This is a genomic window from Pseudomonas frederiksbergensis, from assembly GCF_000802155.2.
Taxonomy (GTDB): domain Bacteria; phylum Pseudomonadota; class Gammaproteobacteria; order Pseudomonadales; family Pseudomonadaceae; genus Aquipseudomonas; species Aquipseudomonas frederiksbergensis_A.
Genome location: NZ_JQGJ02000012.1, coordinates 45,991 through 59,714, shown reverse-complemented (window position 1 = coordinate 59,714; position 13,724 = coordinate 45,991). Strand labels below are relative to the sequence as shown.

General features: G+C 62.3%; 6 protein-coding genes. 5 read left to right on the top strand and 1 reads right to left on the bottom strand.

The genetic code is table 11. From position 1 onward, the window contains the following. The first annotated feature begins 303 nt into the window (after positions 1 to 303). The 3 genes from JZ00_RS20565 to JZ00_RS29775 all read left to right on the top strand — a co-directional run bounded on the left by JZ00_RS20565 (position 304) and on the right by JZ00_RS29775 (position 2,933). On the top strand, positions 304 to 891 hold the full coding sequence (locus JZ00_RS20565) for a UPF0149 family protein (RefSeq protein WP_039593129.1): 588 nt from the start codon (positions 304 to 306) through the stop codon (positions 889 to 891). Between the two features lie 8 nt (positions 892 to 899). Beyond that, positions 900 to 1,295, top strand: coding sequence for a YbaN family protein (locus JZ00_RS20560; protein WP_039593130.1), 396 nt, complete (start codon positions 900 to 902; stop codon positions 1,293 to 1,295). Positions 1,296 to 1,439: 144 nt separating this feature from the next. Continuing rightward, positions 1,440 to 2,933 (top strand): hypothetical protein, encoded by a 1,494-nt coding sequence (locus JZ00_RS29775; protein WP_152668460.1) that lies wholly within the window; start codon positions 1,440 to 1,442, stop codon positions 2,931 to 2,933. Positions 2,934 to 3,308: 375 nt separating this feature from the next. Here the strand turns inward: JZ00_RS29775 and JZ00_RS20550 are convergent, their stop codons facing one another. After that, positions 3,309 to 9,674, bottom strand: coding sequence for a retention module-containing protein (locus JZ00_RS20550; RefSeq protein WP_039593131.1), 6,366 nt, complete (start codon positions 9,672 to 9,674; stop codon positions 3,309 to 3,311). Positions 9,675 to 10,124: 450 nt separating this feature from the next. Here JZ00_RS20550 and JZ00_RS20545 point away from each other — a divergent pair, with 450 nt between their 5' ends. Both JZ00_RS20545 and JZ00_RS20540 read left to right on the top strand, forming a co-directional pair. After that, positions 10,125 to 11,483 carry a TolC family outer membrane protein gene (locus JZ00_RS20545; RefSeq protein ID WP_039593132.1) on the top strand — a complete coding sequence of 453 codons (1,359 nt, stop codon included), beginning with the start codon at positions 10,125 to 10,127 and terminating at the stop codon, positions 11,481 to 11,483. Between the two features lie 19 nt (positions 11,484 to 11,502). Next, a complete protein-coding gene (locus JZ00_RS20540) occupies positions 11,503 to 13,662 on the top strand; it encodes a type I secretion system permease/ATPase (RefSeq protein ID WP_039593164.1) in 2,160 nt (719 codons plus the stop codon). Positions 13,663 to 13,724 lie beyond the last annotated feature (62 nt).

Genomic DNA, 13,724 nt, shown 5'->3' with positions numbered 1-13,724 from the left:
AAATCACCGAAACATCCCCGCAAGGCTGGTCCAGAATCAAAAACGCTGCACCGGCAAATCGTAAGGGCGCGTTTCCAACCGACCGCAGGGCATCACAAAACGCGGCAGTATACCCGAGGGCTTCGTTACGCAGGGGGCTGCTGACCAGAGGTGTGATGATCACGGCCGGCCCGCCCTCGCCACAGGGAACCCTGACATTGGATTAAGCTCAGTCAACAACGAGGCAAATCCACAACGCGGCTGGCCTGCCCGCTCAAGAAGGCCTAGAATTCCCGCATTGTTTATTCCCCAAGGTAGCCCGTAATGTCCTTCGCTGAGCAACTGACCCGCCTGCAAGTCTTCCTCGACGCCGATGAGCTGCACGAAGAGGCGCTGGACTACGTGGCCGCTCATGGCTATCTGACCGCCCTGTCGATCTGCTCCGAAGCGGTGCCGGACCGTGAATGGATCGACGCCCTGTTCGCCGAAGAACCGCATTACAGCAACGAAGCCCAGCGGGCCGAAATCGAAGCCACACTGGTCGGCCTCAAGGCCCACATCGCCCGTCAGTTGGCCTCCGATGAGGAATTCGAGCTGCCGTGCGAACTGGACCTGGGCGATGACCCGGACGATTCGGAACTGCGTGGCTGGTGCATCGGTTTCATGGAAGGCGTATTCCTGCGCGAAGCCGCCTGGTTCGAAACCGCCGAGGAAGAAGTCAGCGAAATGCTGCTGCCGATCATGGTGGGTTCCGGCCTGTTCGACGAGCAACCGGAGTTTTCCGACATCGCCGCCGACGCGAACCTGATGGACGACATGATCGTGCAGATTCCCGAAGCGCTGACGGCCCTGTACCTGCTGTGCAATGCCCCGGACGAGAAACCGGCGATCCTCAAGCCTCGCCACCACTGAGTCACCGGGTGCCCGCCCCCATCGGCAAGCGCCCGCTGATCCTGCGTTACGCTCTGCTGGCCATCGGCTGGCTGAGCGTGGTGCTGGGGGTCATTGGCATCTTCGTACCCGTCCTGCCCACCACCCCCTTCCTCCTCTTGGCCGCCGCCTGCTTCGCCCGCAGTTCGCCGCGCTTCTACCACTGGCTGGTAACACACCCCCGCCTCGGCCCATGGATCAGTGACTACCTCAGCGGTAATGGCATTCCGCTCAAGGGCAAGGTCTACGCCATCGGGTTGATGTGGGCGAGCATCCTGCTGTCCTGCTACCTGGTGCCGCTGCCATGGGCCCGCGGGTTCATGCTGACCAGTGCTGTGCTGGTGACGATCTATATCCTCAGGCAGAAGACGCTGCGTAAGTCTTGAGCGCGATTTAGTATCCACGCCCCCAACCGCTCGTCCGAAACCTGTCCGCACCTGTCAATCCTGACAGTAGCCAGCCTTCCCTGGCTGGAGTGTCATAGCGTCATGCCGAAATCACGCGTCCGCCACTTGGAAAAGGTAAAAACCATGGACCCTCTATTGTCCGCCTTGAATCATCCATTGGAGCTGTATCCTGTTCAAATACCGGGTTGGGTAGAGCCGGTGCGGTCGGACGTTCCCGCCCGTGGCGGTATTCCTCATAGCATTTATGATCATCGGTCTGAGGGTTTGCAGTGCATCATCCATGCTTGGAGCGGACTCAAGAGTGGCACATGGACCACGGCGGAGCTCGACCGAGTGGACCTGTTTGTCAATGGCGGGCGAATCAACGGGGCAGGCTTTACCGTCCAGCCAGGAGAAGAAAGTAAACAGGTCTTTGTCTTTTACCTCCCCCGCCACAACCTGCGGGAGGGCGTCAACAGATTGCACTATGAAATAACCCGCTTGAGCCAGAATGTGGGCATTTCCAAAGATCTGAACGTGCTGTACCACCTACGGGTACCTGGGGCTCCTGCGCCGGAAGGCTTGGATCTGGTGATCCCGGCCGATGTCATCGCCTCTGGGGTCGATGCCGCGCGGGCGGCGGAGGGCGTGAAGTTTGGTTTTACCTATTCCAACCGAAGACGTTACGACCACATCGACTTCGTGATCGGCAATATACCCGTTTCATTTGATGTGCCGGATGGATCGTCACCGGTGGAGCATACGCTCTTCATTGAAACCTTCGAACAGGCCGGGGACAACCCCAGGACGGAGCTCCAGTTCAGGGTGACGGATCAATTGGGTAATTCCACCTTGTCGCCGATCAAATACCTGGACATCCACTTGGGCGAGGCTCCTCCGGGGCATCCGTTGATCATCGATACCGCCACAATGGTGCTTGATGGGACGGAAGTGTTCGTCCCGGCGTCCTCCCCGTGGACGCAGACCGATGGTCATGGTCCGGGGAACAGACGCTCACGGACCCCAACCAGCGGGACCCCACCTTATCGGTATTTATCGGCTAATTCCCAGATAGCGACAGTAGGCAGTGCCGACGGAGTTGTGACTGGGCAACGCAATGGGCAAACCTTGATCTCGGTGACTGACGCGACTGGCCAGGTGGCCTGCTATCAGGTGCAGGTATCAAACAAATGGGACATTGAAGCACGGAGTGACTACGCCCACGGTCAAACGCTGTGGGGGTGGTCGGCAGCGCAGATGCCCCCTGTGGAACCAAGGCCATCGTTTGTATCGGGGCTGCGCGAAGCAATCATTCGCAGGCTACCGGATCCATCAGAATATTGTCATCCCGTCTGGGGACCCGATCTGGAGGTCATCACTTATGGTCGAGTATGTGGTCACGCCGATTGGCCAGCGGATGATGGCGAAGTCGCGGTGCACTTTTATAACTCGGATGGCTCAATCGGTCTGACCACGCGACCTGCCTCAAAAATCCGTGCGGCGGCAGGATGGGGCTTTCGCCCTCGTGATATGCCTCAGTCGCTGCTTGGTGCAGACACCTCAGAAATCTACAGCGCTCTGGTCGAGGCAAGCGCCCGGACCGTCGACAATATGGGAGTTAAAAAAGAGCAGGGTTAACGACAATTTTCTGATGCCAATTCCAACTCGTCCGACGTATCGGGCACTGAGCACCTTACCGACGGGCGTAGGCTCCTCATGCCAGGCGTTTGCCGCGCTGACGAACGGGCGAGTCGTCACCGGGGGATTGGCGAATGCCGGCGGCAACAGCGAAGCCGTTCAGCATGAGCTCCGAGGCCAGGTCTCCTGTAACGCAACCCCGGCTTCATGGGGCGCTGTGCTCGGTCTCCAATCTCATCGACGCGACGCGAACGCGATTGAGCGGGCAACCATAACCCCCAGAACCTGATAAGGGCGCGCACGCCTTTGCCGGCAAAACGAACAAAACCCGGCCTGTCCAAATGGACAGGCCGTGTTTCGTCATTCCAGCTCACCTCATACCGTATCCACTTTCAACGAATGATCATTCAACATCCCAATGATGATCGTCGCGGTATCAGCCCCTCCAATCATCCCACCCGATCCCGGCGTGACGCCGTAATGGCTGGCAAGATCGACGCCCGCCAGGTCGATGGTCTGGTTCGGCGTCGCGCCGGCGGTGCTGCTGACGTCAATGCTGGTAATGACCGATGCACCGGTCCCCGTGACGGTGAAGTGCAGGTAGTCGTCCAGGGACGCGGCGCTGCCGTTTTCGCCCAATAGCAGTTGGGACAAGTCGAGTTTGTCGAGGCCCGGGGTGAAGTCAGTGATGACGTCGTGGCCGCTGTTGCCCGCCTGCCATTGGAAGGTGTCGGCGCCACTGCCACCGGTGAGGGTGTTGTTGCCCAGGCCACCGATCAGGAGGTCGTCGCCTCCCCCGCCGTTAAGCACGTCATGGCCAAGCCCGCCGTCAATGCGATTGCCCGCGCTGTCGCCGGTGAGCGTGTCGTTGAAGTTCGAGCCGACGAGGTTTTCGATGCCCGCCAGGGTATCGATACCGGCGCCCAGGGTATTTTGCGCGGCGAGCAGGCCGAGGTTCACGGTGACGCCAGCAGTGGCATGGGCGTAGCTGGCGGTGTCGTTGCCAGTGCCGCCATCGAGCAGGTCATTGCCGGCGCCGCTATAGAGCAAGTCATTGCCCGCTTCGCCATGCAGGGTGTTGTTGCCCGTGCCGGTGGCAAGAATGTCATCGCCGTCGCCAGCGTTGAGCACGTTGTCGCCGTTGCCGGCCAGCAGCACATCGTCGCCCGCCGTCCCCGTGAGGGTGTGGCCTGCTTGATAGCTGATGCCTACCCCGGCGCTGTCGCTGCCGCCGTGGTTGTCGCTGGCGGTGTAGGTGCCGTGGAAATCCGCCGTGCTGTCCTGGGCGCCCGCGTAGTTGACGGTCATGGTCAGTTGGTAGTTTTCCGAGCCATTGCCAGGATTCGGGATATTGATCACATGAATCTGGTAGTTGCCGGTCGCCGCCGCCGTGAACGAGGCGCCGTCGCTGATCGCGATGAACGGCCCGCCGTTGAAGGAGTACTCCATGGCGATGCGACCCGCCGCCAGGTTGTGGTCCAGCGTGAGGGTTTCGCCCTGCTTCAGGCTGATGTTTAGCCGGTCTTCATCGTTCGTGTTGCTGTTCGACACGGACCCCAGCGCGCCACTGACCACCAGCACTGCGGTCATGCTCGCGGCGTTGGCGACGAAGGCGCTGCGGTTGAGGTTGATCGACTGGACGTTATTGCCGGCGAAACTAGCAGTGCCGGTGCTGCCGGTGAAGTCCGCCCCCTTGGCAATCCAGCCGGTATTGAAGCTGGTCGGCGAGGCGGTGAGCGGGTCGCCATTGGCGTCGCTGTCGTTGCCCAGCAGCAGCTCACCGGGGACGACAATGTTGCCCGACAGGACGTTGGTGATGATGTTGTCATCGACCGCCACGGGAGGGGTGTTGGGTTGGACCTTGATGACCAGGTTGGAGCTGGCCAGGTCGCCGTCGTTGTCGCTGAGGGTGTAGCCGATGTTTTCGGTGATCAACGTACCCGTGTTGGTCTGGGAGGTGTAGCTGAACGCGCCGGTATCGAGATTCACCAGCAGCGTGCCATCGTGGCCGGTGGCGATGCTCACCGTGTTGGTCGCCGTGTTGAACGAGCCATGGTTGACCCCGCCGCTGGCAGTCAGCGCGCCGTGACCACCGTTGGCGTCCGGGTTGTAGCTGTAGGTCGTGCCATCCACCACAAGGCTTTTGACAAATCCACCGTCGGCGCCGAACGAACCTCCCTCGCCGAACAGGCTGCCGGTGACCGGCACGCCCTGCACAGTGCCGGAAAGCACCGAGTTGAGTTGGTTCAAGTCGGTGACCACCACCGCGTTGGTGTCGGTATGCGTGCTGCCGTCGTAGGCCAGCGGATCGAGGTTGATGTTTCTCGCGCCGCTGCCCAGGCCGATCGCATAGTTCTTGATGTCATTGGCTTCGAGGAAAGCTTTCCACGCGGCTTCGTCCGCCGAGTCGATCTCGCCCAAGGTCGGTTTGCCGTCGGAGAAGAAATAACCGACGTTCTGGGCGTCGGTCAGTTTGCCCGAGGTTGCGAACGATGTCTGGGCCATCGCCACGGCCGCGTCGTAGTTGGTGTCACCGTGGGCATTCAGCGCGGCGATCAAGGTCTTGGCAGTTGCCACGTCCACCCACACGGGGCTCTGGGCGGTGGCGCTGCCGCTGAAGGTCACGAGCTGGACCTTCACATCGCCCATGTCGTCGTATTTGTCGAGCAAGGCGTTGATTGCCTGCTTGGCCAGGTCCATTCGCGAGAGCCCAGGCACGCCGGAGGGGTCTTTCATGCTGCCGGAGACGTCGAGCACGATGAGCAGGTTCGAATCGATCTCGGTCGCCGTCACCGAACGCTCGGACGCGACAGCCTTGGGTACGTCATCGACGATGCTCACCACCAGGTTGCCCGTGGTGCTGTTGCCCAGGGCGTCAGTGGCCTGGTAAGTGAAGCTCTCCGTCAATACGTTCGGGCCATCGTTGGCATGGGGTGAGGTTGTCGCAGGAGAAGTCAGCGTATAGGTGTAGGACCCGTCGGGATTGAGCAGCAGTTGACCATGGGCGCCAGTGGCGTCACCCACCAAGGCGAACGTGACGGCTCCGGTTGCACCAGTGACCGAGCCGACCAGGGAGCCGCTGGCGGTTTCGCTGGTGGAACCCGGCTCGCTGCCGGTCGCGGTGCCGGGCGCCAGGTCCTGGCCGTCCTGTTTCAGGTCCAGGGCCTTTTCGTAAACGGTGATGTCATGGTCGGTCTCGGCAACCAGGCAGCTGTTGTGCACATCGATGGTGATGGTGGTGGTGCTTTCATCACCGTCACCGTCGCGCACGGTGTAGGTGAACACGTCAGTGGCACCCGCCTCGCCGACGGAACCTGGATAGCTGTGGTAAACCGCGTTGCCGCTGGCATCCAGGGTCAGGTAGCCATAAGTGCCGTTGATCTGCGTATTCAAGCCGCCATTGGCCGAACTTGAGGTGTCATTGCCGGCACGCACGCCAATCACAGTGCCACCGTCGGCGCCGAGCACGTCGTTGTGCAACACGTTGCCGCTGACCGTCCCGCCCTCCACCACTGCGGCGGTATCGCAATGTGCCTTGGGTACGTCGTCGACGATCGTGATGACGATGGTGCTGGTGACGGTGTTGCCGAGTGAATCCGTGGCTTGGTAGGTGAAGCTTTCGCTCAGCTCATTCGGGCCGTCGTTGGCGGCGGGCGTTGTCGTGGCGGGCGACGTCAGCGTGTAAGTGTAGGAGCCGTCCGGGTTGAGCAGCAATTGACCGTGGGCGCCGGTGGCATTGCCGACCAGGGCGAAGGTGACGGCGCCGACGGCACCGGTCACCGAGTCGAGCAGGCTGCCGCTGGCGGTTTCGCGAGTGGCGTCCGGCAGGCTGCCGACGACGGTGCCAGGCGCCAGGTCCTGGCCATCCTGGTTCAGGTCGAGCGCGCTTTCGTGCACGCTGATTTCATCGTCCGGTGCGGCGACCAGGCGGCAGTTGTGCACATCAATGGTGATGGTGGTGGTGCTTTCATCCCCATCGGCGTCGCGCACGGTGTAGGTGAACACGTCGGTGGCGCCCGGTGCGCTGACGGCGTTCGGGTTGCTGTGGTAGACAGCGTTGCCGTTGGCGTCCAGGGTCAGGTAGCCGTAGGTGCCGTTGATCTGGCTATTGAGGCCGCCGATGGCCGAGGTCGAGGTATCGCTGCCGGCGCGAACACCTATCACCGCGCCGCTCGCCGCAGGTCCATCGGCACCGCCCTCATCATTATTGAGGACGTTTCCGCTGACCGTCCCGCCCTCTTCCACCGAGGCGGAGTCAGCGCGGGCAGTAGGCAGGTCATCAACGATGTTCACGTCCAGATTGCCGTTGGCCGTGGTGCCGTTATCGTCAGTGACCACTACGGCGAATTGCTCGCCCAGGCTGTTGGCGCCATTGGCGTTGGGATGAGCTTCGTTGTCGAGCAAGGTGTAGCTGTAGCTGACCACGCCCGTGGCGGCGTTGAAGCCGGTCACGGTGAGGGTGTTGCCCAGCGCCGTGGTGATCGATTGTGGAAAACCTGCCGTCACCCCGCCGCTGACCACGGTAATACCGCCGACGCTCAGGGTCTGCACGCCGTCCAGCGCGGTCACGGTGAAGGTGCCGCTTTGCATCTGCGCCGAGGTGTCCGGGCTGCTGCCGTCGTCGAGGTTTTTTTCCTGGACGGTGAGTTCACCGCCTTCGGTGTCCAGGCCGTCGATGATCACCGGGTCGTCATTGTTATGAACCTGCAACACCAGGTTCGCGGTGCTGGTGTCGCCATCGGCGTCGGTCAGGGTGTAGGTGAAGGTTTCCGTGCCGTTGCCGCCGCCGTTCAGGCCTTTGAAATCGGTATCGGACGCGTTGAGCGTGTAGGTGTAGGAACCGTCGGCGTTGAGCACCAGGGTGCCGTAGGTGCCGGTGAACGTGCCGGGAGTGATCGGACCGGACGCCACCTGATCGGCGCCTTGGCTGTCGTTGGGCAGCACGCTGCCGGTGAGGGTCAGGTTGCTTTCCGACGCGGTGCCGGCGTTGCTGTCGTCCACGGCGTTGGGCACGTCATCGACAATGCTCACATCCAGATTGCCGTTGGCCGTGGTGCCGTTATCGTCGGTGACCACTACGGCGAATTGCTCGCCCAGGCTGTTGGCGCCATTGGCGTTGGGATGAGCTTCGTTGTCGAGCAAGGTGTAGCTGTAGCTGACCACGCCCGTGGCGGCGTTGAAGCCGGTCACGGTCAGGGTGTTGCCCAGCGCCGTGGTGATCGATTGTGGAAAACCTGCCGTCACCCCACCGCTGACCACGGTAATGCCGCCGACGCTCAGGGTCTGCACGCCGTCCAGCGCGGTCACGGTGAAGGTGCCGCTTTGCGTCAGCGCGGAGGCGTCCGGGCTGCTGCCGTCGTCGAGGTTTTTTTCCTGGACGGTGAGTTCACCGCCTTCGGTGTCCAGGCCGTCGATGATCACCGGGTCGTCGTTGTTGTGGACCTGCAATACCAGGTTCGCGGTGCTGGTGTCGCCATCGGCGTCGGTCAGGGTGTAGGTGAAGGTTTCCGTGCCGTTGCCGCCGCCGTGCAACGCGACGAACTGTGGATCGCTGGTGTTCAGCGTGTAGGTGTAGGTGCCGTTGGGATTGAGGACCAGGGTGCCGTAGGTGCCAGTGAACGTGCCGCCAATGATCGGCCCGCTGTCAGGGCCGGTGGGAATGCGGTCGGCGCCTTGGTGATCGTTGGGCAAGACATTGCCGGTGAGCGTGACAAGGGTTTGCGACGCTGTGCTGGCGTGGCTGTCGTCGATCGCCTCGGGAACGTCGTCGGTGATGTTGACGTCCAGGCTTGCGTTCGCGGTATCACCGTCGCTGTCGATGGCCACCACCGGAAATTGTTCGCTGATGGTGTTGGCACCGCCGCCCGCCGGATGCGTTTCGTTGTCGGTCAGGGTGTAGTTGTAGCTGACGACGCCGGTGGCCGGGTCGTATCCGGTGATCGTCAGCGTATTGCCCAAGGGCGACGTGATGGACTGCGGGAACCCTGCGGGCACGCCACCGGTGATAACGCCGATGCCGCCGATGCTCAAGCTGCTCAGGCCGTCGGGCGCCGACACGCTGAAGGTGCCGCTTCGCACCAACGCACCGGGATTGCTGGCGGTGCCGTCGGCAAGGTTGGATTCGTTGGCGGTCAGTTCACCGTCGTCCACGGTCAGGCCACCGAGGGTGACGGGGTTGTCGGGGGTTTCAGGAATCACCGGAGGTACGCTTGCGTCGTCGCCGTCGCCATCCGGGTCGGCCGCCAGCTCCAGTTGCGGGAACTCCGGTATGCCATTGAACCCGGCGGTCGGGAAGCCGATCAGTGGGTCGACCTGCCCACCGACTTCTTCCAGCAACACAAAACTGTGCCCGCCGCCTACCGCGCCCGGGTTGCCGCCCTCGGCCCCGGCAGCCGTGGCCTCGCCAGCCTGGGTCGGGTCGGCGCCAGCGGCGATGGCTTGCTGCAGTTGCTGCACGTCAGTGAGCTGGGCCTCGCTCGGCGTCGGCGTTTGCGGCGTGTCCACCCGTGGCGCCTGCTGGTCGGCAAGCAATTGCGGGGTCAAGGTCAAATCGCTGCCGCGCCCCAGGGTCAGCTCATGGCCGTTTTGCAGATGCACCGCGACAGCGCCTTCAGCCCCGGTGACCAGATGCTCGCCGGCATACAGCCGATCACCTTCGACCAGGGGGCGCCGCAGCCCACCGGCATCCTGTGCGAAAACCTGCCCTACCACCTTGCTGACGGTACCGATGAGCGCTGCCATGTGCCTTCCCTCCGCTGCCAACCACAGTCGGCACCTGTCTGGGTGAAGAATCGATGCTGAGGTCGCCGCCAGAATTTGGAAAATCTGCCAGCTTTCGGGACGGTAGAAGGCACGATCAAATTGTCACAACGACAAAAAAACGTCACTCAAACTGTCTCGTTTTTGAACCATTCAGCGTTTCTTCACTTCGCTTAAAAAATTATCCGGAACTTTTTATTGACGCCCAAAAGTCGTCAGAAGCCTTATACGGCGAGGCTTTCGCTTTGAACAATGTGCTGGATTTTTCGAAGTACATAAGTTTTTTTTGGAATAACGCTTATGAGAAATTCTTCTTAGGTTTTCTCTAGGATGTTCTTAGCTGTGTTGTTACAAGGTTGAAACGGTTTTGATCTTTTAAACGTCAATATTCTGGCGACAACGAAGCACAACAGACCTCAGGAGAAGCACCCCATGCGCGTTCTTACCCCCCTCTGCAGCGCGGTTTTACTGGCCATGGCCTGCTCCTCTCAGGTACAGGCGATGTCCCTGACCGAGGCGATCCAAAGCACCATCGCCACTCACCCTGAACTCGCGCAACGGGTGGACAGCCGTTTGTCGGCCAACGAAGACGTCAAGGTCGCCAGGGGGGGCTTTTTCCCATCGGTGGATTTGAACGCGGGTTATGGCCGCGGCTACAGCGACAACACCAATACCCGCGCACTGGGAAACCATCACACCAACATCCTGACCTACACCCAGTCGGAGCTGCGCCTGCGGCAAATGATCTTCGACGGGTTCAACACCGCCAATGAAGTGCAGCGCACCCAGGGCGTGGTCAATTCCCGGGCCTATTACGCCCAGGGCACCGCCCAGGATCTGGCGCTGCGGACCATCGAGGTCTACCTGGAAGTGCTCAAGCGTCGGGAATTGGTGACCCTGGCCAAGAACAACCTGCAAGCGCACCTGCGGGTCAACGACCAGATCGGCCTGCGCACCGAGCGTGGCGTGGGCAGTACCGCCGACTCCGACCAGTCCAATGCCCGTCGGGCCTTGGCGGAAAACAACTACGACACCGCCCAGGTCGACCTGGCCGACGCCGAAGCGAACTTCTACAGCGTGGTCGGGCGCATGCCCGATGAGTTGGAAACCCCAGCGTCCACCAAAGGTGAAATCCCCGCCGACCTGCGCGAAGCCCAGCAAAGCATGGTGGATAACAACCCGTACCTGAAATCGGCCCAGGCCGACATCCAGTCCGCCGAGAGCCAGTACGAAGTGGCGAAGTCGCCGTTCTATCCGCGCTTCGATGCCGAAGCAGCGGTGGGCGCCAACAACAATCTCGGCGGCGAGGAAGGCCATGACAACAACTGGCGGCTGGGCGTGGTCATGAACTACAACCTGTTCCGTGGCGGCAGCGACAAGGCACGGCTGGCGTCCAACGCCCACCAGATCAACCAGGCCATGGACATCCGCAACAACGCCCTGCGCCAGCTCAACGAAGACACGCGCCTGGCCTGGAACGCCATGCTCAACGCCCGCAAACAGACCCCGACCGCCCGCGAGTACGCCGAAACCACTTCCCGCGTGCGCGCCGCGTACCAGGATCAGTTCGGCCTCGGCCAACGTACCCTGCTCGACCTGCTCGACAGCGAAAACGAGCTGTACAACGCCAACCGCCGCTACACCGAGGTGCGTTATACCGAGGAGTATTCGATGTACCGGGTGCTGGCGAACATGGGCCTGCTGCTGCAAAAACAACGGATCGTGCTACCGGCCGATGCGGTCGCGCAGACCGAAGTCAAGAACCAGGCACGCCTGCCGGAACTGAAGTAATCCTGTGGGAGCGATCGATGTGACCAGCATGGAACCCACAAACCCGAGCGCCGACCCGCGCTTGAATTTCGATGATCCCTTGCTGGACGGCTTGTTGATCCTCTGCAAACTCCATGGCGCGACCGTCAGCCGCGCCAGCCTCAGCGCCGGGCTTCCTATGGCGCACCAACGCTTGAGCCTGGACCTGCTGCCCCGCGCAGCGGCCCGGGCCAGTTTGCAGGCGCGACTGTTGCGTCGCGACCTGGCGGACATTTCGGCGCTTAATTTGCCGGTGATGCTGATCCTCGCCGGGGGCCGCTGTGCAATATTGCGGCGCTGGGGCGAGGACGGTCGCGCGCTGATCCTGCCCAGCGAGGCCGACGGCGGCGAACAATGGGTCAGCCGTGAGGAACTGACCACCGACTACAGCGGCCAGGCACTTTTCGCCCGGCCGCGCCACGAACTCGAAGACTTGCGCGCGCCCTTGGTGCCGCGGGTCGAAGCCTGGTTTCGCGACACCTTGAAACTGTCGCGCTGGCTGTACAGCGACGCGATCCTGGCGAGTTTCCTGATCAACCTGCTGGGGTTGATGGTGCCGCTGTTCGTCATGCAGACCTACGACCGCGTGGTACCGAACCAAGCCACCTCAACGTTGTGGGTGCTGGCCGTAGGGCTGTTGATCGGCACCGGTTTCGAACTGGTGTTGCGGGTGGTGCGCGCTCATCTGCTGGACACCGCCGGCAAGAAGACCGACGTAATCCTTTCCGCCACACTGTTCGAGCGCATCACCGGCATGGCGATGAAAGCCAAGCCGGTGACCATCGGCGGATTTGCCCAGAGCATCCATGACTTCCAGGGCCTGCGGGAATTTCTCACGGCGGTGACCCTCACCAGCCTGATCGATCTGCCCTTCGCCCTGCTGATGCTGGTGGTGATCGGCCTGTTGGGCGGCTGGCTGGTGGTGATTCCCGTGGTCGCGTTCCCGATCACCATCGTCTTCGCGATGATCATCCAGGCGCGCCTGCGCGACACCGTGCAAAAGAGCCTGGCCTTGGGCGCCCAACGGCAGGCCCTGCTGATCGAAACCCTCGGTGGCCTGGAAACCCTCAAGGCTTGCAGTGCCGAAAGCGAGCGCCAGCATCAATGGGAAAGCACCCACGGCGCCCTCACCCGCCTGGACAGCCATGCGCGCAACCTCTCGGCCCTGGCAACCAACGGCACGCTGTTCCTGCAACAACTGGCGGGCATGGCCACCATCGTTGCCGGGGTCTACAGCATCATCGCCGGCAACCTCAGCGTCGGCGCACTGGTGGCGACCTACATGCTCGGCAGCCGTGTACTGGCCCCGCTCGGGCAGATCGCCGGGCTGATCACTCGTTACCAGCAAGCCCAGCTCACCATGCGCAGCACCGATGCGCTGATGGCGTTGCCCCAGGAGCGTGACGCCAAGCAACGCCCACTGGATCGCACCCAATTGCAGGGCGCGCTGGACGTCAACGGCGTGACCTTCCACTACAACGGCCAGGACGCCCCGGCGCTGGCCAACATCAGCTTCAGCCTCAAGCCTGGCGAACGGGTCGGGATCATCGGCCGCAGCGGCTCGGGCAAAAGCACCCTGGCGCGGCTGGTGATGGGGTTCTATGCACCGGAGCAAGGCCAGTTGCTGCTGGACGGCCTGGACCTGCGACAGCTGGACGTCGCCGACCTGCGCCAACAGATCGGCTACGTCGCCCATGACCTGCCACTGCTGGCCGGCAGCCTGCGGGACAATCTCACACTCGGCGCTCGCTATATCAGCGACGCACGCATGCTCGAAGTGGCCGAACTGACCGGCGTCACCGAACTGGCGCGCCAGCATCCCCAGGGGTTCGACCGTCCGGTGGGCGAGCGCGGGCAGTTGCTGTCCGGTGGCCAGCGCCAGGCCGTGCTGCTGGCCCGGGCCCTGTTGCTGGACCCGCCGATCCTGCTGCTGGACGAACCCACCAGCGCGATGGACAACAGCAGCGAAGACGCCCTGCGGCAAAAGCTTCACACCCACGTGCAAGGCAAGACCGTGCTGCTGGTCACCCACCGCACCTCGATGCTGAGCCTGGTAGACCGTTTGGTGGTGCTGGATAACGGCCGGATCGTCGCGGACGGGCCGAAGGACGCGGTGATCGATGCGCTGCGCAAGGGACGGGTGGGCTCTGCGGCGGTATAGCTGCCAACACATACCACTGTGGCGAGGGAGCAAGCTTCCTCGCCACAAAAGCTGCACACCGG